This is a genomic window from Paenibacillus sp. J31P316 (assembly GCF_056269105.1).
The window spans coordinates 553,256-572,406 of sequence record NZ_JBWDNI010000002.1 but is presented as its reverse complement, the minus strand read 5'-3'; the positions used below and the strand labels follow the sequence as shown (position 1 = coordinate 572,406).

Sequence of the window (19,151 nt, the reverse complement as noted above, 5' to 3'; positions counted from 1 at the left end):
AGCGAATGACGGTTGCCAGATTGGAACGGCAATCGATCGTAAAAGACGGCAATGCCGGTTGGAGGTAATGAAATCGTGGCTGTGCTAGACGTAGAGATTCGGAAAGCCGGATACGCGGCGGATGCGGATGTCATCCGAAATATCGTATTCTCGATAGAAGCGGGAGAATTAGTCGGCCTGATCGGTCCGAACGGCGCAGGCAAGAGCACGACGATCAAGTCGCTGCTGGGCCTCCTGCGCAGCGTGGACGGGAACGTGACGTTCGGCGGCGAACAAGGACGTTATGCTTATGTGCCGGAGCAGCCGGTGCTCTATGAATATATGACGCTGTGGGAGCATCTGCAGCTGGCCGCATCCGCGTACGAGCTGGATGAGCGGACGTTCCTGGAGCGGGCGGAGCGGATGCTGGAGCGGTTTCGCCTGTCGGGCGAGCGGCATAAGCTGCCGACCGGCTTCTCGAAGGGGATGCAGCAGAAAATGATGCTCATCATCGGCTTCCTGCTGCGGCCGGACGTATACGTGGTGGATGAGCCGTTCGTCGGTCTCGATCCGCGGGCAACGCGGGATTTTCTTGAGCTGCTGCAGGATGAACGCCGACGTGGCGCCGGGGTATTGATGTGCACGCACGTGCTCGATACCGCCGAGAAAATCTGTGATCGCATTATCCTCATAAACGGAGGATCCGTCGTGGCGCAAGGGACGCTCGAACAGGTCCGGGAGCAAGCAGGGTGCGCCGTCGACGCGCCGCTGACCGATTGCTTCTATGCGCTGACATAGGAGGTATGGAATGGAGAAGCAGATGGTAAATTGGCGCATCGGTACCTTGTTCAGGCGAAGGCTGGGCCGGTTTTGGCTGGAGCAGTGGAAAGCGTGGCGGACCGCGCTGGACTGGACGGTTTGGGTGTATTTCATTCTTCCGCTGCTGTGGATCGGCGGCGGCACTTATTTGGATCTATGGCATCATCCGGCGGATTGGCTCGTCAAGCTTCCGCTATGGACTGGCGAACGCATGCCGCTCATCGTCATCTTCTTGGGCCGACTTCGAACGTTTACGGAAGAAGCCGACGTGTTGTTCTTGCTGCAGAAACAGTCGTGGGGCAGAGGGTTGCTCCGGCGGGGAGCGGTCTATACAGCGCTGACGCTGCTCGTCGTGACTGTGCTAATCTATGCCGTATTGTTCCCGTTCTTCCTGGCGGTCCATCATTTCTCGGCATCGGCCATGATCGCGATGATGCTGTTCACTTGGATATGGGCTATTATTGGGGCATTCGGCAGAAATATGATCGAGGCTAGATTCTCTGGCTTTCGCAAATGGGCGATGAAGACGGCGTCCATGCTCCTGCTCGCGGGTACGTATCTCGTGCCGATGATCGTGCTCGGTACATCGCCGCTCGAGCTGCTTGTTCCTATACTCATTGGCGTGGCGACAATCGTGTTCTTGCTTCGCGTCAAGCTGCGTGCAAGAGATACCTTCGAGTCCGATGTGCAGCAGGAACAGCTCGCGAGGCTGGCCAGCACGCAGCTCTTGCTGCGGAACGTCATTCAGCGGAAACCGCGCGTCAAGCTCAGCCGGCCGATCTTGCTCCGCCGCTCGAATCGGATCTTCAAGACGTTCAACGGCGAGACGATTCTCGGCGAGATGATTATCAAAGCGTTCATTCGGCGGCTGCCGCTCGTTCGCACATGGCTGATTTTTATCTTCGTTTCGGCTGCGGCTGTCTTTCTTTCGCCTGAGGTAATCAAGCCTTTCGTCGCTGTCGCGCTGCTGCTGCTGCTCTCGAGCTGGGTCATCTCCCACTGGCGAGGCATGATCGCCGAACCGTTCCTCAGACAGTTCCGCTGGACGGATGCGTCGCTTCGCAATTCGGCTAAGCGCGTGCGGTTCTGGCTCGTCGTTCCGGCCGCTGCTCTATTCGGCTTAATAGGCGGCATGCAGGCATATGGTCCTTGGGGAGTATTAGCCGGCGTACCGGGCGTATTGATCTGGATGTTGGTCTGTAATATCGTATCGTCTACGATGCTGCTCCGGATGGACCGGAAGGAAGAAGAAGCTTAGGAGCTGAGAGCATGTACTTAAGGAGCATTACGATTGACCGCCGAGAGGAGATGGATCAGCGGCAGTATCCGTTCTCGATTCCGGTGATTCGATCATTAACGTCATTAACTTTCGAGTCGAACGTGACGTTCTTCGTAGGGGAGAACGGATCCGGCAAGTCGACGCTGCTCGAAGCGATCGCTTACCAGTGCGGCTTCAACACGGCCGGAGGCGGGCGCAACAACGCGTATGACGTGGATGCTTCCGGATCCGCGCTCGGCGGGCATATTCGTCTGTCCTGGCTGCCGAAGATCACGAACGGTTTCTTCCTTCGAGCCGAGACGTTCTACAGCTTTGCCTCCCACATCGACTCCATGCCGGAATCGCTCCCATCCTACGGGGGACGTTCGCTGCATGCGCAGTCCCATGGCGAAGCATTCCTTTCGTTGTTCAAGCATCGTTTCGGGAAACGGGCGATTTATTTGCTCGACGAGCCCGAGGCGGCGCTGTCGCCGGCCAGGCAGCTGGCGCTCATGCGCATTATGCACGATCTGGAGGGAGAGGCCCAGTTCATCGTCGCGACGCATTCTCCGATTCTGCTTGGCTATCCGGATGCGCGGATTTATGATTTCGATTCGGTGCCGGTCCGAGAAATTCGCTATGAGGATACGCTCCATTACATCGTGACGAGGCGGTTTCTGGACAACCGGGGACGGGTGTTGAAGGAGCTGTTCAATGACGAAGGGGACGAGGACGAACGGGATTAAGTCCTTTTGATACTGGTTTGCTGATAACGGGTAACATGCATACGTGAATACAAGGAGGTCTACACCATGAACGAAATCATCTCTCTCATAAAGAAGCACCGCTCCATTCGAAGCTTTACGCCGGATCCGGTCACTGACGAGCAATTGAGGGCAATCTTGAGCGCGGCACAGGCGGCATCCACCTCATCCAATATTCAGGCGTACAGCGTCATCGGGGTCCGCGGCGAAGAGAAGCGCAAACGGTTGGCGGAACTCACGGGTAATCAGAAGCACGTCGAGCAGGCACCGCTGTTTCTCGTATGGTGCGCAGACTTGAACCGGCTGCAGTCCGCAGTCAGAAGGTCGGCGGAGGCGGAGGGGATCGAGCTGCCGTCGAATATGGAAGCCTTCATCATGGCAACCGTAGATTGCGCGCTCGCGGCTCAAAACGCGGCCGTTGCCGCGGAATCGCTGGTGCTCGGCGTCGTCTATATCGGCGGCATTCGCAATCGGCCTCGCGAAGTCGCCGAGCTGCTGAACTTACCGAAGCTGGTGTATCCGGTGTTCGGCATGTGCGTCGGCACGCCGGATCAAGCGCCCGATCTGCGGCCGAGGCTGCCGGTATCGATCGTGTATCACGAGGAGGCCTATTCCGAAGCCGGCTTCGCGGAGGGCATCGACGCGTACGACTCAGTCATGGCCGAGTATTACGCACGGCGCACAGGGGGAGGGCGATCCTCCGTCTGGTCGAAGGAAATGTCTGCCCGGTTCCGTTTGGAGAATCTGCGGCCGCATATGCGAGACTTTTTGGAAAGTCAGGGTTTCCGATTGGACTAGGCAAGGTTATCCTTGCCAACGGGACAACCCTCCGAAAATGCCAAAAACCTTCTTTGGCGCAGCTGCGGCCGAAGAAGGTTTTTGTGTTGTGCTCGTATAGCGTTGCGATTTGCTATCTCGCATCTGTTCTCTCGCATCTACTATCGCAGTTAATATCGCATTGGGCTAGCTGCTGGCTGCTTTCTCTTGTCCAGTCGGAACGACGTCCTTCAGCTTGAACAGCGGTACCAGTACAACCGAGCCCGCGAGGACGAACAGACCGCCAAGGACATACACCGCGGCGAGTGAGAACGCGTCGTTAATGCCGCCGGCAAACAGCATCATGACGACCATGGAGCCTGTAAACAACGGACTCAGGATGCCGTTTACCCGGCCCACAAACGAATCCTCCGTGTTCTTCATCATCATCGTGTTGATTCCGATATTGATGCACGGGAATGCCAGTCCGCTTACGAATTGCAGCCCTAGCGTCAGCGCATAGTTCGTGGATAAGCCCATGGCGATAATCGTCAAGCTGACGATGACCATGCTGAAGGTAAGCAGCTTCTGCGGGGAGACTTTGCTCGCGAAGCCCATCGCCAGCACGCCTCCGATAATCATGGCGACGCCATTGATCAACGCGAACCACTGCAAGTCGGAATCCGGTCTTCCGAGACGTTCCGTGATGAGGAAGATTCCCATCGGCTGAATCAGGCCAAAGCCGAGTCCTACGGCAAAGAAGCTGCCGCCGAGCTTGCGAAGGATGGCGTTATTCCGAATGTAGCGGAACCCCGCTTTCATGTCTGCCACCACCTGCGTGTGCTGCTTCGCTTCATTCTCCTGTCGATCACGCGGAAGGAAGGAGAGCGATGCGGCCGATAACAGGAAGGCGATGCCCATAATGCCGATAGCCGTTTCGATCCCGTAAGTCTGGAAGACGAACATGCCGACGACAGGACCGAATATCATGAACACGGCAAACAGCGTTTGGTAGACCGACATGCCCTTCTGCACCAAGTGCTCCGGCACATGCAGCTTGAATAGCTTCATGCCGGACGGCTGAGAGAATTGCGACAAGATCGAAGATACCAGCGTCGCGAAGAATACCACTTTCCACGAGCCGTACGTCAAGGCGACAAGAATGGCGAGAATAGAGCCCGCGCTGAGCAAGTCGCAGCTGACCATCGTCCTTTTCGGCCGCCAGCGATCCGCGAACGTCCCCCCGATGAACGAGAAGATGAAGATAGGCGCATACTCCGCGACCGAGATGAGCGACACGGCGAACGCGTCGTCATGCGTCATTTCTTTGACATACAGCAAGATGGCGATATTGCGCACCCAAATCCCGATCTGCAAAAACAACGTGGACATCAGAATCGTTTGCACGAACCGATTCCCGAGCAGGGATGGGGATGGGGCGGCTTGCTTGGACGACATGCATTTCACCCTTTCGGTATCCGGTTTTCTTGTTCTCCAAGCATTGTATAAGATCCACCCATGTCCGAATAGCTTCGCCAGAATGATCGTTGCTCCTCCTCGAGACCGATTCATTCGTCATTTATCGTACGTTGGAACATTTACGCTCCTATCCCGTCTAGTAAATAACTGGAAATGGCAGAAGGGGCGATGATCGTGGCTCGTGCCGATCCGCTTCATCTCCGAGCAGCTGGGTGCTGAAGTCAGCTGGAACCAGACCAGCAAAACGATTCTAATCACAAGCACTAGGATTGCCGCGAGCGATCCTTCTTTTTGTTTTCAACCCGCGGCATCCAATCATAAATCGCTTTCAACCATACTATGAAAAGGTAACCACTTGAGTTTCATAACGGGAGGAGCGCGATAGAATGTGCAATGCACAGGCACCGGGTATCTGTTCCGCGGCGATCGGCGTGAACACGCTGGCGAACGGGGGAGCCTCGCACGCGGAGGGATACCAGACGAGGGCGAACGGGTACGCCTCGCATACCGAAGGGTATTTGACGGTCACGGGCTCGGACGCCGCCCATGCCGAAGGAGGAGGCACGACCGCCAATGCCATTTATTCGCACGCCGAAGGATTTGGCGCCGCCGTAACCGGCTTTGCTTCGCATGCGGAAGGGTACTTTACGCTGGCATCCGGCGCTGCGTCCCATGCGGAAGGAGGGAATTCGGTCTCAGGAGGAATATATTCGCATGCGGCAGGCGAATTTACGCTAGCGCTGGGAGCGCGCTCCCATTCGGAAGGCCAGCGGACGCGCGCGAATCAAGCGAATGCGCATGCGGAAGGCGCCGACACGCTCGCTGACGGTATAAATGCCCATGCCGAAGGGGAACTGACCGTCGCTTCAGGCTTGGATTCCCATGCGGAGGGACTGTCGACGACCGCTTCCGGGCAAAGCGCGCATGCGGAAGGCGAGAACACGATCTCGAGCGGGAGAGCCTCGCATGCCGAAGGCAGCTTGAATGTGGCCAGCGGACTGTTCTCGCATGCGGAGGGGCAAGCCACGCTGGCATCCGGGGATCTTGCTCACGCGGAAGGCAGCCAAACGATCGCCAGCGGACAGAATGCGCATGCCGAAGGCGCGCTGACGACCGCGAGCGGTTTCGCTTCCCACGCGGAAGGGGTCAATACCGTTGCGAACGCGCTGTTCTCGCATGCGGAAGGACAAAGCACATCGGCGAATAACCTCGAAGGCGTACACGTTATGGGGAAATTCGGTTCAGCCAACGAGCAGACGTACTCCTGGTACTTGGCGAATGGTACAAGTCCGGAATCGCCCGGCATAGCCGCCAAAATATTAAGCAACGGCGACGTGAAAATCGACGGTACCGTCAGCAGCCCGGCCGCGGATTACGCGGAGATGTTCGAAACCGCTGACGGCAACCCGATTGCGCCGGGCTATTTTGTCGCGCTGACGGAAGACAAGGTTCGCGTCGCGAATGCAAGGGATACGTATATCGTCGGCATCACAAGCGGGAAGCCTGCTTTTCTCTCCGGGAACGCCGAGCTCGGCTGGCATCAGAAATACCTGACCGATGAATGGGGACAAACCCAGTATCATGACGTGCTAGTCCCTGAGAAACGGGATCCGAACGGCGTGCTGCTAGAGCCGGAACGCACGGAGCGGCAGCCTCGACTAAATCCGGATTGGAATCCGCTGCAGCCATACGTACCGCGGCTGCAACGGCCGGAGTGGGTCGCGGTCGGGATGGTCGGCAAGCTGCTGGTGCGCGATGACGGGACTTGCGTGCCGGGAGGCTTGTGCGCGACTAACGACGACGGCGTGGCTTCGGCGGCGTTCAGAGGGTATTACGTGTTGAAGAGAACCGGTCCTAACCGGATTCTTGTCCTGTTGGGACTTCGCTACTAAAGATCAGGCTGCCGAATAGGAAGATATCCTGAGCATTCGGCAGCCTGGCATGTTTTCATGCCTTTAACTTGACTTCGAGTGAACTCGAAGTGAGATAATAGCAGCGATTCATACATAGGCAGACATCGACGTAAACGGAAAGATAGCTGGACGGAATACGATCTTTCGGAAAGTAGGGAAGCAAATGGACTATGTGAAGCTCGGAAATACCGGATTGGACGTTTCTCGCCTCTGCTTGGGATGCATGAGCTACGGCGTTGCGGAACGTTGGACGCATCCTTGGGTGCTGAACGAAGAGAACAGCCGTCCCATGATCAAGCGGGCGCTCGAGCTCGGCATCAATTTCTTCGATACGGCCAATATTTATTCGGTCGGCTCCAGCGAAGAAATCGTCGGACGAGCATTGAAGGACTATGCCAACCGCGATGAAATCGTCATCGCCACGAAGGTTCATTTCCGCATGGAGCAGGGACCTAACGGTGCCGGACTATCGCGTAAAGCGATCATGAGCGAAATCGACAAGAGCCTGAAGCGGCTGGGGACCGACTATGTGGATCTGTACCAGATTCACCGCTGGGATTACGGAACGCCGATCGAAGAGACGATGGAAGCCTTGCATGACGTGGTTAAAGCAGGGAAAGTCCGATATATCGGTGCATCGGCCATGTACGCGTGGCAGTTCCTTAAGGCGCTGCATGTAGCGGAACGGCATGGATGGACCCGGTTCGTCTCCATGCAGAATCACCTTAACCTCATCTACCGCGAAGAGGAGCGGGAGATGATGCCGCTCTGCAAGGAAGAGAAGATCGGCGTTATCCCTTACAGCCCGCTCGCTTCCGGCAGATTGGCACGCGACTGGTCCGAAACGACGTATCGTTCCGAAACGGACCAAGCGCAGAAGATGAAATACGATGCCACCGCGGCCGCAGACCGGTTGATCGTGGATCGGGTTGCTGCCATCGCGGAACAGCGCGGCGTTCCTCGCGTCCAGATCGCGCTTGCCTGGCTGTTGCAGAAGACGCAAGTGGCTTCTCCCATCATCGGGGCCACGAATAACGCCCAGCTCGAAGAAGCGGTAGGCGCGCTGGCGATTACGTTAACGCTGGATGAAATCAAATCGCTCGAAGAGCTGTACGTGCCGCATCCAGTGGTCGGCGCTACGTAGGACGGTTATACGTTCAGACGTTGAATAGCTGTATGAAGAGAGACCGCGTGCGCTGGCGGTCTCTTTCTAATGGGCATTGACTGCCAACGATCACCTGCTATATTAGGAGGAAGAGACCGTTTACCAGATTTTATTTGATCGCAAAGTTAAGAATGTGACTGTGACGGCTTATCGACACCAATCCCGTTTGTAGAGGAAGAGGAGTAACAGCATGCAACGTATCTTGAACAAAGGCGGACAAATACCGGATAGCAAAAGGATTGTCTTCTTGGGTGACAGCATTACCGAAAATGGAACCTACATCGCGCTCATGAATGATTATTTTACGCAGGAGATGCCTCATAAGCGGCTGGAGTTGATTAATCTGGGGCTGAGCAGCGAAACGGTGTCCGGGCTTAGCGAACCGGATCACCCTTTTCCGCGTCCATGCGTGTTGAACCGTCTAGATCAAACCTTGGAACAAAGCAAACCTGAATGGGTCGTCGTCTGTTACGGCATGAATGATGGCATCTATTATCCGTTGTCGGGCGAACGGTTCGAGGCTTATAAGCAAGGCATGCTGGCGCTCATCGAGACGATCAAAGCCTACGGTGCCAAGGTAATTGTCATGACGCCGCCGCCATTCGACTCCCTTTCCGTAAGCTCCGGCAAGCTGCTGCCCGATGGCATGGACAATTACAGCTACATGGAGCCTTATGAAGATTATTCATCCGTGCTGCAGCAGTATGGGAATTGGATAAAAACCGACTTGGTTGGAATCGTCGATCAGGTGGTGGATATCTACGCGCCTTTGGCGGCGTTTATCGGCGAACAACGAGATCAACATGCTGACTTCGTTTACGGAGATGGCATTCATCCGGAGAGGGAAGGCCATTGGGTGATTGCAAAGACGCTTTTAGAAGAAGTGTTTCACCTGTCCCTTAAGGGTAAATACATGGAAGATTAAGAGAGAAAGAGAGACCGCGCATGATGGCGGTAATAAACTGAAAATGATATTAATAATGGCGGTCACACTGGAAACAGTCTTGACTCGTCATTTTTGAGATGTGGGCATATTCTTATTCTAAAAGAGCAGGTGAGTTTGTTGTCAGATTTCAATAATAGGTGCGAAGCATGTCAGCATCAGCATGTGCAAATTGAAGAAGAATCCGACTTGCCCCAACACCCCTACAAAATGTGTTATGGATGCCATAATCGATTAAAGACGCTATCGTTACGTCCCTTTCAGTGGTATAACCTTGCCGTTCTCCATGGGCCTTTAAGTTTTTATTTGCACGATGACTTTTACGACGAAAATGGTGAAGCGTGCCAGCCGGAAGAAGAATTTGAAATTCTTCACGAAGAAAGAGCCCCTGCATTAGAAAATGTGAAAAAGAACCTGGGGGACTTAATTGATTTTACAATTACGCAGTGGTTTTTGAAAAATGATAGTATCCAAGCTTTCAGATGCCATGACTCAGAAGAGCTTCTGCATGCAATCAAAACGAAGTTTTACAACACGGACAACTATGAAATTAAATCTCGAATGTTAGAAATAGTAGCAGATGTATTAGAAACATCAGCTTCAAGCTGGGTCAGAGAACTTTGTGAAGAATACGATGATGGCTTACTTACCGAAATATCTAGTGCGGTTGCACGCTGTTTGCCACAAGACGAAGGGTTAACTCTTGTGTTTAAAAAGTTAAAAGATGTGGAACTAAAGAAATTGCCCATGAGCGCAAATGCATGTTTATCTCGCTTCCGCTCTAACCTAGTGCTTGATTGGATGGAACAGAATGTTACTTCACACCACGATAGCTGGGGGAATCTTGCAGCCGCGAGCATGCCTAACTGGGATAGGATGAAGTCGTGGTTAAATAAAGGCAGACCGTTTAGTTTAATCGCGCTGGATACGATGGCGAATTCCGGGATACCGGGTGGAAACATTTATCGGGACCGTTTGGTTTACAAAATAATTCAAACTAATCATGTTGAAATTGAATCCGTGTTAAAAGCTTATTATGAACTTGATAAGGTTCCTCGTGTCAGAATGAAGCTCTCCGGTATTCTTGAAGATGCAGAGAAAATTTTTGAATAACCGCTTTAAGCGCCTGGATGGGGCGGTAAATAGCAAGAGGATTTTAAAAAAAAGTATTGATAAGACCATCATGATTAAAACAAATGTAGTTGGAGGGTAGAATGAATAATTCCAAAGGATATACATGTGGTTGTTGTGGCGAATATTATGATGAACTTCCACGGAGTTATGGAAGCTCAGCCCCGCTCTATTACGAAGTTGCAAAACCTGAGGAACAAGAAAAAGTCTTTGAACTAAGTGAAGATTTTTGTGTTATGGACAATGAACACTTCTTTATTCGAGGAAATGTTGAAATCTCGATCATCGGAACAAATGAAGAGTTGATTTGGGGCGTTTGGATTTCTTTAAGTAAAGCAAATTATAAGAACGTAAGAGAAAACCTCAACAATCAAGAAGTGTTGGAGCCAATGTTTGGATGGTTTTCTTCAGTTTTGCCAAATTATCCTGATACGCTTAATTTAAAGGCGAAAATACATCATAGAGGCGGTGGAATTAGCCCCTATATTGAACTTGAAGCGACGGACCACCCGCTAGCTGTAGAATTGAGAGATGGTGTAACAATCGAACGTGTTCAGCAAATAGCTGAAGAGCTTTGTGCAAACAACAAGAGCGATGGTTCGGATTCGTTCGACACGTCTACTACACGAAGCAAGAAATTTGCAATTTCAGCGGATGAGATAAAAAGGCTTATAGATTCGGAGGAGGGATGTATAGCGACAAATAGAATTACGGTTGATGGCTGTAAGGTTGGATTTATGTACAGAGAACAACCATACCAAAACGGCAATCCTGATAGTGGTTGGAGGTTCATGGCTGGTGACGAAGACCAGGATTACATGGACAACTCGGAAAACAGTGCTGTCTATCAAGTTAATACCATTTGCAATTATGATCCGGATATAATTTCGTATCTTGATGCACGGCCAGGCACGGCGTTTTTCAGAGACGAACATGGCGAATTTGTTCTTGATGTGGAATGGGTAAATCCGGATGCATGAACTAGATACAAATCATAAAAAAGGCGAGTCAAAACTGTTGTCAGTTTGCTCGCCATTTTTAATGTCTATTTTGATTTTGAATTTAAAACAGAACTCCATAACATGATGGCGGTCTTTTTCTTTCTAGGCATTGACACGTGAATATCATCTGATATATTAGGAAATAAGAGACGCCAATGATTCCCATCTCTCAGAAAAGAGGCTAAGCACATGCTTCAAGTGACGATCAAGGACCATTCTCCGTACCTCGAAACCACGGATTCAGAAGGTGTTTATTCCGATCGGCCTTATCAATACGCGTTGACGGCCGGCATGAACGGCCAAGCGCCTGCGGTACTTGAATTGCCGCATTTGGAGTGGACAGTTAACGATGGCGCAACGGAAGGGAGAGGCAGCTTCGGCGGTTCCGGCATCACGATTTTGCAAACGTTTACAAATGACGGATTAGGCATCGCGGAGCGAATCTCCATCACGAACACCAATGCGAACGACGTGACGATCGATCAAGTGATGCTCGGTTTCACGGCAGCGTTGTCCAGTCGGGCTGCCTGGCGGTTAAGCGCGATTCCGTTCTTGGTCGAGCTCGACGGCACTGTCCATGACTTTACGGTCGAACAACTGTTGGTCGGCGAAGCGAAAAACAGCATGTACGTGGACGCATCGAGAGAAGTGCTGCCGTTCGACGAGATCGGTCTGCGCTCGGAAGCGTGGGCTTGGGGCGATGGGGACCGAGGAATCGTGGTCATCAAATACAACAACGAGCAGATCGAATACGCCATGGCGAGAACGGATCATACCGATGGCGAAGGGCTGCTTCGCTTCGGCGGGGCGGGACTCGCGCTGCTCGGCGAACCGTTCGGCGTTAGTAGGCTTGCGCCCGGACAAACGTTCGTTTTCGGGCAAACGCATTATTTTCCGTACGAAGGAGCGATCCGGACGGCTTACGGTATTTATCGTGCCTTCCAGGAATCCCGGGGACATACGCATGGCGCGGATTACGATCCGCCGGTGAATTGGAACGAGCTGTACGACATCGGCTGGTACCACTCGGATGCGGAGCAGCTGAAGCTGCATTATCACAAGGAAGCGCTGCTGCGGGAGGCCGAGAAGGCGAAGGCCTGCGGCTGCGAGCTGCTCTATCTGGATCCCGGCTGGGAGGTCGCGGAAGGGCTTACGTTGTGGGATGAATCAAGGCTTGGCACCGTGTCCGATCTGATCCGCGAGTTGAAGGACGATTACGGCTTGGATCTCGGTTATCGGACGATACTGCGCGCGTATAAGCCGCATTGGCCGGAACACTATTTCGTGCAGCATTCGTACGGACCGATGCAGCCGGAGAAAATGGATCCCGTGTGGGGCTATCACTTCTGGGAGATGTGCCTCTGCGACCCGGAATTCTATCAAGAGAAGTTGAATCGGATTCTCGCGATCTCCAAGCAAGGCATCCGATTCATGATGTTCGACGAAATGGACTGGCGCGGCCCGTGTTATAACCCGAACCACGGACATCAGGTGCCATCGACGCCGCTGGACCATATTGAAGCTGTCTACCGGCTGGTTCACGACGTTCGCGCTGCATGCCCGCAGGTGCTGACCGAGGTGCACGACTCCGTATCGCCATGGGTAACCTCGCTCTACATTCCGACGTATTTCCGCCAGGGCGCGCCGGGAATCGGCAGCTACGACGAGAACTGGGGCTTCGAGTACATGTGGAATTGCATCGAGGATATGAAGACGGGCAAGGCGCTGGCGCTCTATTATTACAACCTGGGCTGCAGCATTCCGCTCTATTTGCACATTACGATGGCCGCCGACAATGACAAGTGCGTGTTCTTCTGGTGGTGCGCCTCGACGATTCGCCATCTCGGCATCGGCGGCAAGACCAGCCATCCAAGCGTGGAAATATCTGGCGCGTTGGCGCCGTACGACAAGGAAGCGCGCTTCGCCAATTATTGCGAACAGATGAACGTATACAAGCAATTGAAGCCGTATTTCGTACGCGGCGTCTTCCATGGCATTGCCGAGCATATCCATCTGCATACGCTCGCGGATGAAGCCGGCGGCGTTATCAATGTCTTTAATTTGACGGATGAGGACGCGGAACTGACCTTTCATGTGCCAATCGCATTGCTCGGCGGCAAAGCTGCGCCGTTGCCCGTATCCGGAGCAGACGCGGAATGGCATTCGGATCGCGTTACGTTCAGCCTGCGCCTAGGAGCGATGTCGCCCGGCGTCATCGCAGTAGGCGAAGCGGCTAACGGTCTAATCAGATAAACGGAGGTGCAGCATGACCGGCAAAAGCTTGGAGTCGCTTAATAAGGCGGATGTGGAAGGCCAACAGGACCGCAAGGAAGCCGTCTATCGGAAGCTGAAAGTCATGATCATGCGCAGGGACCTTACGCCGAACGAACGGATCGACGCCGCGGATATCGCGGAGAAGCTCGGCGTCAGCCGCACGCCGGTTCGCGATGCGCTGAACATGCTGGATGCCGAGGGCTTCATTACGACGGTACCCAGACAAGGCATTTACGTGAAAGGCGTCTATAAAGACGATCTCATGCAAATCTTCGGCTACCGCGAAATGGTCGAGCTTTATTCGCTTGACGTCGGATTTGAAGGTTTAAGCCGAGATTGGGCGCTTATCGCGGAGATCATTCGCGAGTTCGACAGCTTGATCGGCCAGGAGGGCTGGGACGGATTTCAACTGATGGAATCGGACATTAAGCTGCACAAGACGATCGTCTCGTATTCCGGCAATAGGCTCATCTGCGATTCCTACGATAAGCTGAACGGGCATGTGCAGATGGCGCGCGCGTATTACTTGCAGGATTTACACCGCATGCGGCAGTCGCATGACGAGCACCAGGCTTTCCTCCAAGCGCTGAAGGACGGCGACAAGCCGGCCGCCATGCGGCTGTTGAAGCGGCATTTGGAGCTGACGCTGCACAATATCTTGAAGCTGATCGACATCTATAAGGTTTTCTAGGAGGCCAATTGGGATATGGGCAAATTGTCGGGTAAAACAGCGATCGTAACGGGCGGTGCAGCCGGTATCGGCGCGGCGATCGCCAAAGTGTTCGCGCAGGAAGGCGCTTCGGTCTGCATCGCGGACAAGAACGAAGAGGGAGGGCGCAAGGCCGTGCAGGCGATCGAAGCGATCGGCGCCAATGCGATCTTCGTCAAGGCGGACGCCGGCTCCGTCTTGGACGTGCAGCGGTATATATGCGAGACGCTGGCTGCTTTCGGCGCGATTCATATCATGGTGAACAATGCCGCCGTCATTCATCAAGCGAACGTTGTCGATACGGATGAAGCCGATTGGGAGCGCATCCTTCGCAACAACCTGACCAGCGTATTCTTGGGCAGCAAATACGCGGCGCGCGAGATGATTCGCCAGAGCCAAGGCGGCCGCATCATCAACGTTTCCTCGATTCACGCGACGTTATCCGAGCCCGCATGCAGCGCGTATACGGCAGCGAAGGGCGGCGTCGAATCGTTTACCCGAACGCTGGCCACCGAAGTCGCGCCGCACAAGATTACCGCGAACATCCTTGCGCCCGGAGCCACGTATACCGAGCTTACGATTCCCATGTACACGCCGGCCGTGAAGGAAGCGCTGTTCAAGCGCGTTCCCCTTCAAGACATCGCGCAGCCGGAAGAGATCGCGCACGCGGCCTTATACCTCGCATCCGACGAGTCGAGATACATGACCGGCTCCACGTTAACGATCGACGGCGGTTACGTCATGGACGGCAGCCTGCCGAACGCCGCATACTGGGAATCCTAAAGGAGATGCCGCATGCAGGAAGTATTAGTTAGACACGAGCAGCTGCGCGAATGGTGCGTACGCAAGTTCATGGACGCCGGCGTAAGCGAGCGGGATGCCGCGATCGCGACGGACGTACTCGTCCATGCCAATCTCAGGGGCGTCGATTCCCATGGCGTCATGCGCATGCCGCATTATCTCGACACGATCGCCGCGAACGGGCTCAACGTAAACCCGCATATGCAAATCCGGGATACCGGTCCCGTAACCGCGATCGTGGACGGAGATGACGGACTCGGTCACGTCGTCGCCGAGAAAGCGATGTCATATGCGATCGAGAAAGCGAAGCTGAACGGCGTCGGCATGGCGAGCGCCGTGAACAGCAGCCATTGCGGCGCGTTGTCCTACTTCGTGAACATGGCGGCGGAGCAAGGGTTGATCGGCGTCATGATGACGAACACGGACAAGATGGTCGCGCCGTTCGGCGGCAGCGCCCCTTACTTCGGCACGAATCCGATGGCGTACGGGTTTCCGGCAGGCGAACAGCCGCCGATCATCGTCGATATGGCGACGAGCTCGGTCGCGTACGGCAAAATATTGGACGCAATTCGCCAAGGCAAGCCGATTCCGCCCGATTGGGCGGTCGACGAGGCGGGCGAACCGATAACCGACCCGTCGCTGTTCAGCGCTTTGCTCCCGTTCGGCGGGGCGAAAGGGTATGCGCTAGGCATGGTCGTCGACCTATTCTCGGGCATGCTGACAGGCTCGCCGGTCGGGCCGTACGTCAGCCGGATGTACGCCGATGATTTGAGCGAGCGCCGCAAGCTCGGGCATTTCATGCTCGCGATCGATATCGGCAGATTCACGAGTGCCGAATCCTATGCAACGAACATGGAGCGGATGGTGCAGGACCTTAAGGCGATGCCGCCCGCGCCGGGCTATACGCAGGTGATGCTGCCTGGCGAGCCGGAAAGCCGGAGAGCGCAAATCCGTCTTGCGATGGGGATACCGTTGACGGAGGATTTGGTTGATTATTTATGTCATTAAATATAGAGATGGATAGCCCAAGTAGATGACCGCTCCCACGGTAATCTGCTTTTTTGTTTGCGAGAATAGGGGCTTATATGGCGCCAAGATGACGAAAGAGATTGACAATGAAGCTAAAGGTCATTTAGACTCAAGGTGCACTAGTGAGATAGTGCACTGGTTCATTGAACCAAAGGAGGTGGAACGTTGCAGCTGAATTTCAACAACCCCAAACCGATTTATTTGCAGATGGTGGACGAGACCAAGCGGGCGCTCGTCAGAGGGGAGCTCGCTCCCGGAGATAAAATTCCTTCGCTGAAGGAGAGGGCCCAAATGTCAAATATCAATCCGAACACGGTGCAAAGAGCCTATCAAGAGATGGAGCGGGAAGGACTGACCGAAACATTGCGCGGACAAGGGACTTTTATCAAGAACGATCCGGAGCTGCTGCTGCATCTTCGTTCAGAAATGGCACATATCGCCGTGATGCATTTCATTGAGGAAATGCACGGCTTGGGCATAGAAGCGATAGAGATTGAACGGATCCTGCGCGATCAATTATCGAAGGCGAAGAAGGAGGGCTAGCGCATGCATACGGAAACGGAAGCATCGGAAGCATCGGAGAACATCGTCGAGTTATCGGGCATACATAAGCGCTACATCCTCAAGCATGCGCTGACCGGCATCGATCTGGAGATCAAGAAGGGCAGGATCGTCGGACTGCTGGGACCGAACGGAAGCGGGAAGTCGACGCTGCTTAAACTATTGGCCGGCCTGATCCATCCGACATCGGGCACGGTACGCGTCGGCGGTCGCGCGCCGGATGCCAACCACAAGAAACAGATCGCCTACCTGCCTGAAATCGATCATCTGTACGGCTGGATGACGGTCGACGAGACGCTGCGTTTCATCGCGGGCTTCTACGAGGACTGGCAAGCGGACAAGGCAGCCGAGCTGCTCGTGAAGATGGATTTGGACGGCAGGCAGAAGGTGCGCAATCTCTCCAAAGGTCTGCGCGCGCGGCTGAAGCTGATCGTCGCTCTATCCCGCAGCGTACCGCTCGTGCTGCTTGACGAGCCGTTCTCGGGCATCGATCCTTCGTCGCGGGCGAAGATCATCCGCTCCATCGTGAGCGAATTCCAGACGGGCGAGCAGACGATCATCGTATCGACGCATTCCGTCAGCGAATCGGAACCGATGTTCGACGACGTCATGTTTCTGCACCAGGGCCGCGTCAAGCTATTCGATTCGGCCGACAATCTGCGGTCGGCCTACGGCTGCTCGCTGGAGAACATTTGGGAGAAGGTGTACGGATAGATGGGATTCCGTCGGTTGATTCGCAAAGAATTGAAGAGTCTCTTCCCGCTGTTTGCCGTCTGCGGCGTCGCGGTTATGGCACTGCACCTGATCGCGATGATCAAAGGCGCTGCATGGGGAGAAGAGGCTGTGCTGGTCGTCTCGCTGCTAATGCCGTTTCTGTTCATATCCTTCATCGCCGCAGGAGCCGGTTATTTCCAGCTCAGCACGGAATGGAAGACGAATTCGATCTACCTGCTGCTCTCGCTGCCGATCCGAGGCTGGAAGGTTCTCCTGGCGAAGCTCGGCGCACTTCTGCTTCTTCTCGTCGGCACGCTGCTCTGGCTCGGCGCAAGCTATTCCCTGTTCTTGCTTCGAAGCACCTCGGCAGCGCTGTTCGATAACCAGGAGTGGAGAGACGGCGCGTTCAGGAGCACGCTGCTGAACCAGACGGGCAACAGTCTTTGGATGTACCTGCTGTCGTTCGTGCTGTTGGTCATACTCGTCCAATTTGCGTTCTTGAGCGGACAGCTGGTCACGCGCTTTCGGTGGATCGTGGTGCTTGGCGCCTTCTTCGCCGGATTGTGGTTCATCTACCGCATTGCGCCGTTCTTGTCGGCCTTGCTGTACTGGCTGCCGGATGTTCGCTTCGGCGGAAGCTTAGAAGGCGTGATCTACCTCCATTCGGGTCTGTTCGCAGCTCTCGTGCTGCTCGGCGGCGGTCTCGTCTGGCTGAACGGGTACTTATTCGAGAAAGTCGTGGAGGTGTAAGGATGCTATTTCGAACGAACCGGATCGTCCTTCTCCTTGCCATTGTCATCGCGTTCGCTTGTTCGATTCTTGACATGACGTTCCTGAAGGATGACATGTTCGAACAATTCGCCAGGAAGCTGGTCAACATAGAGCGTACGAACACGTACGAGCAAGCCCATCCCGAGGCAACGACGACCGCGGAAGGAGAATACGCCATTGAAAGCGGGAAGATCAAGGAAGTGAGTTTGGCTGGCAAGGCAGGAACGATCGCCGTACGGCCGGCTGAAGGCAATACGATCCGGCTGCGCTATCAAGTCAAGGTGACAGCCCGCGATGAGGAAGCAGCCAAGCGCAGTCAGGCCGCCGTGAAGGCCGACAAGGATACATCGGGCGAACGGTTGACGCTCGCGGTGACCTTGGACGGCAAGCCGATCGAGAACGGGAGCGCCATGGTCGAGTATGAACTCCTGGTACCGTCCGGACTGAAGCTTGACATCAAGAGCGAACGAGGCTCCGTTTCCGTTATCGGCACGAAAGGAGAGGTGAACGTTCAATCGGACAACGGCATGGTGGAGATCAAGCAGGTCGAAGGACGGATCATGACGGACCTCACGCGCGGCAATGCGTATCTGTCGGGCATCACGGGAGATATCAGCTTGAAGAACGATACCAGCGATGTTACGATCGAGCACGCTAAAGGAGCGGTCAAGCTGGACAGCCTTCAAGGCGTCGACGCGATCGGGCCGATCGACGGATCGCTGTCGGGCAGAGCCCAAGAAGGCTCGGTCATGCTGCGGGCCATCGGCGGCGCCGTGGACATCGCGTCGGTGGCAGCCAACGTCCAAGTAAGTGAATTGCGAGGAGATCTGCGCATTCAACCAGAGTCGAGCGATGTGACGGTCATGCTTGAAGAAGCAGGGGGCTATGCACTGGATATGTCTGTGAGGGACGGTCATATCGTTACGGGGCTCCCGCTGCAAGTTGAACGCGATTCGGATAACGAAAGCATGGATCGTATGCGCGGAAGCTTGGGAGACGGTGCAAGGACGATCGCTATCAACGGCGTAGCGTCAGATATATATGTCTATACACGTACGGCTGCGGCCGTAACGAACTAGGAGGT

The 19,151-nt window shown here is 54.6% G+C and carries 19 protein-coding genes and 1 pseudogene; 19 read left to right on the top strand and 1 reads right to left on the bottom strand.

Annotation, left to right across the window (positions count from 1 at the left end; translation table 11 throughout):
- Positions 1–75 precede the first annotated feature (75 nt).
- The 4 genes from AC0YNU_RS07925 (at position 76) to nfsA (ending at position 3,618) form a co-directional block, all read left to right on the top strand.
- Complete coding sequence (locus AC0YNU_RS07925) at positions 76–777, top strand: ABC transporter ATP-binding protein (protein ID WP_475754999.1); 702 nt, start codon at positions 76–78, stop codon at positions 775–777.
- Positions 778–787: 10 nt separating this feature from the next.
- Positions 788–2,056 (top strand): ABC transporter permease, encoded by a 1,269-nt coding sequence (locus tag AC0YNU_RS07920; protein ID WP_475754997.1) that lies wholly within the window; start codon positions 788–790, stop codon positions 2,054–2,056.
- Between the two features lie 11 nt (positions 2,057–2,067).
- On the top strand, positions 2,068–2,802 hold the full coding sequence (locus tag AC0YNU_RS07915; RefSeq protein ID WP_475754995.1) for an AAA family ATPase: 735 nt from the start codon (positions 2,068–2,070) through the stop codon (positions 2,800–2,802).
- Between the two features lie 66 nt (positions 2,803–2,868).
- The gene (gene nfsA / locus AC0YNU_RS07910; RefSeq protein WP_475754993.1) at positions 2,869–3,618 is read left to right on the top strand and encodes an oxygen-insensitive NADPH nitroreductase; all 750 of its coding nucleotides are present in this window, start codon (positions 2,869–2,871) and stop codon (positions 3,616–3,618) included.
- Positions 3,619–3,783: 165 nt separating this feature from the next.
- Here the strand turns inward: nfsA and AC0YNU_RS07905 are convergent, their stop codons facing one another.
- Entirely contained in the window at positions 3,784–5,034 is a 1,251-nt protein-coding gene (locus tag AC0YNU_RS07905) for an MFS transporter (protein ID WP_475754991.1), read from the bottom strand.
- A gap of 202 nt (positions 5,035–5,236) precedes the next feature.
- On the opposite strand from AC0YNU_RS07905, the gene AC0YNU_RS07900 reads away from it, so the two are divergent.
- The 15 genes and pseudogenes from AC0YNU_RS07900 to AC0YNU_RS07830 all read left to right on the top strand — a co-directional run bounded on the left by AC0YNU_RS07900 (position 5,237) and on the right by AC0YNU_RS07830 (position 19,146).
- Positions 5,237–5,398, top strand: a complete 162-nt coding sequence (locus tag AC0YNU_RS07900) for a stalk domain-containing protein (protein ID WP_475754989.1) — start codon at positions 5,237–5,239, stop codon at positions 5,396–5,398.
- A gap of 43 nt (positions 5,399–5,441) precedes the next feature.
- The gene (locus AC0YNU_RS07895; RefSeq protein WP_475754987.1) at positions 5,442–6,947 is read left to right on the top strand and encodes a peptidase G2 autoproteolytic cleavage domain-containing protein; all 1,506 of its coding nucleotides are present in this window, start codon (positions 5,442–5,444) and stop codon (positions 6,945–6,947) included.
- Between the two features lie 184 nt (positions 6,948–7,131).
- The gene (locus tag AC0YNU_RS07890) at positions 7,132–8,112 is read left to right on the top strand and encodes an aldo/keto reductase (protein WP_475754985.1); all 981 of its coding nucleotides are present in this window, start codon (positions 7,132–7,134) and stop codon (positions 8,110–8,112) included.
- Positions 8,113–8,323: 211 nt separating this feature from the next.
- Positions 8,324–9,058, top strand: a complete 735-nt coding sequence (locus AC0YNU_RS07885; RefSeq protein WP_475754983.1) for an SGNH/GDSL hydrolase family protein — start codon at positions 8,324–8,326, stop codon at positions 9,056–9,058.
- A gap of 138 nt (positions 9,059–9,196) precedes the next feature.
- Complete coding sequence (locus tag AC0YNU_RS07880; protein WP_475754981.1) at positions 9,197–10,189, top strand: hypothetical protein; 993 nt, start codon at positions 9,197–9,199, stop codon at positions 10,187–10,189.
- 101 nt (positions 10,190–10,290) lie between these two features.
- A pseudogene (locus tag AC0YNU_RS07875) lies at positions 10,291–10,794 on the top strand (DUF2199 domain-containing protein); the annotation flags it as partial.
- Positions 10,768–11,187 (top strand): DUF2185 domain-containing protein, encoded by a 420-nt coding sequence (locus AC0YNU_RS07870; RefSeq protein WP_475756218.1) that lies wholly within the window; start codon positions 10,768–10,770, stop codon positions 11,185–11,187. The pseudogene AC0YNU_RS07875 and the gene AC0YNU_RS07870, both read left to right, overlap by 27 nt.
- A gap of 210 nt (positions 11,188–11,397) precedes the next feature.
- Positions 11,398–13,461, top strand: a complete 2,064-nt coding sequence (locus tag AC0YNU_RS07865) for an alpha-amylase family protein (RefSeq protein ID WP_475754979.1) — start codon at positions 11,398–11,400, stop codon at positions 13,459–13,461.
- A 13-nt stretch (positions 13,462–13,474) separates the two neighbouring features.
- Positions 13,475–14,173 (top strand): GntR family transcriptional regulator, encoded by a 699-nt coding sequence (locus AC0YNU_RS07860; RefSeq protein WP_475754977.1) that lies wholly within the window; start codon positions 13,475–13,477, stop codon positions 14,171–14,173.
- 15 nt (positions 14,174–14,188) lie between these two features.
- Positions 14,189–14,974 carry an SDR family NAD(P)-dependent oxidoreductase gene (locus AC0YNU_RS07855; RefSeq protein WP_475754975.1) on the top strand — a complete coding sequence of 262 codons (786 nt, stop codon included), beginning with the start codon at positions 14,189–14,191 and terminating at the stop codon, positions 14,972–14,974.
- Between the two features lie 12 nt (positions 14,975–14,986).
- Positions 14,987–16,000 carry an Ldh family oxidoreductase gene (locus tag AC0YNU_RS07850; protein WP_475754973.1) on the top strand — a complete coding sequence of 338 codons (1,014 nt, stop codon included), beginning with the start codon at positions 14,987–14,989 and terminating at the stop codon, positions 15,998–16,000.
- A gap of 186 nt (positions 16,001–16,186) precedes the next feature.
- The gene (locus AC0YNU_RS07845; RefSeq protein ID WP_475754971.1) at positions 16,187–16,564 is read left to right on the top strand and encodes a GntR family transcriptional regulator; all 378 of its coding nucleotides are present in this window, start codon (positions 16,187–16,189) and stop codon (positions 16,562–16,564) included.
- Between the two features lie 3 nt (positions 16,565–16,567).
- A complete protein-coding gene (locus tag AC0YNU_RS07840) occupies positions 16,568–17,296 on the top strand; it encodes an ABC transporter ATP-binding protein (protein WP_475754969.1) in 729 nt (242 codons plus the stop codon).
- Positions 17,297–18,046: a hypothetical protein gene (locus tag AC0YNU_RS07835; RefSeq protein WP_475754967.1), complete on the top strand. Its 750-nt coding sequence runs from the start codon at positions 17,297–17,299 to the stop codon at positions 18,044–18,046.
- A 2-nt stretch (positions 18,047–18,048) separates the two neighbouring features.
- Positions 18,049–19,146: a DUF4097 family beta strand repeat-containing protein gene (locus AC0YNU_RS07830; RefSeq protein WP_475754965.1), complete on the top strand. Its 1,098-nt coding sequence runs from the start codon at positions 18,049–18,051 to the stop codon at positions 19,144–19,146.
- The last annotated feature ends 5 nt before the right edge of the window (positions 19,147–19,151 follow it).

Coding starts and splice junctions, on each gene's coding strand:
- nfsA (WP_475754993.1), top strand. CDS start 2,869: ATGAACGAAATCATCTCTCTCATAAAGAAGCACCGCTCCATTCGAAGC.
- AC0YNU_RS07890 (WP_475754985.1), top strand. CDS start 7,132: ATGGACTATGTGAAGCTCGGAAATACCGGATTGGACGTTTCTCGCCTC.
- AC0YNU_RS07855 (WP_475754975.1), top strand. CDS start 14,189: ATGGGCAAATTGTCGGGTAAAACAGCGATCGTAACGGGCGGTGCAGCC.
- AC0YNU_RS07835 (WP_475754967.1), top strand. CDS start 17,297: ATGGGATTCCGTCGGTTGATTCGCAAAGAATTGAAGAGTCTCTTCCCG.
- AC0YNU_RS07915 (WP_475754995.1), top strand. CDS start 2,068: ATGTACTTAAGGAGCATTACGATTGACCGCCGAGAGGAGATGGATCAG.
- AC0YNU_RS07830 (WP_475754965.1), top strand. CDS start 18,049: ATGCTATTTCGAACGAACCGGATCGTCCTTCTCCTTGCCATTGTCATC.
- AC0YNU_RS07840 (WP_475754969.1), top strand. CDS start 16,568: ATGCATACGGAAACGGAAGCATCGGAAGCATCGGAGAACATCGTCGAG.
- AC0YNU_RS07905 (WP_475754991.1), bottom strand. CDS start 5,034: ATGTCGTCCAAGCAAGCCGCCCCATCCCCATCCCTGCTCGGGAATCGG.
- AC0YNU_RS07865 (WP_475754979.1), top strand. CDS start 11,398: ATGCTTCAAGTGACGATCAAGGACCATTCTCCGTACCTCGAAACCACG.
- AC0YNU_RS07850 (WP_475754973.1), top strand. CDS start 14,987: ATGCAGGAAGTATTAGTTAGACACGAGCAGCTGCGCGAATGGTGCGTA.
- AC0YNU_RS07895 (WP_475754987.1), top strand. CDS start 5,442: ATGTGCAATGCACAGGCACCGGGTATCTGTTCCGCGGCGATCGGCGTG.
- AC0YNU_RS07860 (WP_475754977.1), top strand. CDS start 13,475: ATGACCGGCAAAAGCTTGGAGTCGCTTAATAAGGCGGATGTGGAAGGC.
- AC0YNU_RS07885 (WP_475754983.1), top strand. CDS start 8,324: ATGCAACGTATCTTGAACAAAGGCGGACAAATACCGGATAGCAAAAGG.
- AC0YNU_RS07920 (WP_475754997.1), top strand. CDS start 788: ATGGAGAAGCAGATGGTAAATTGGCGCATCGGTACCTTGTTCAGGCGA.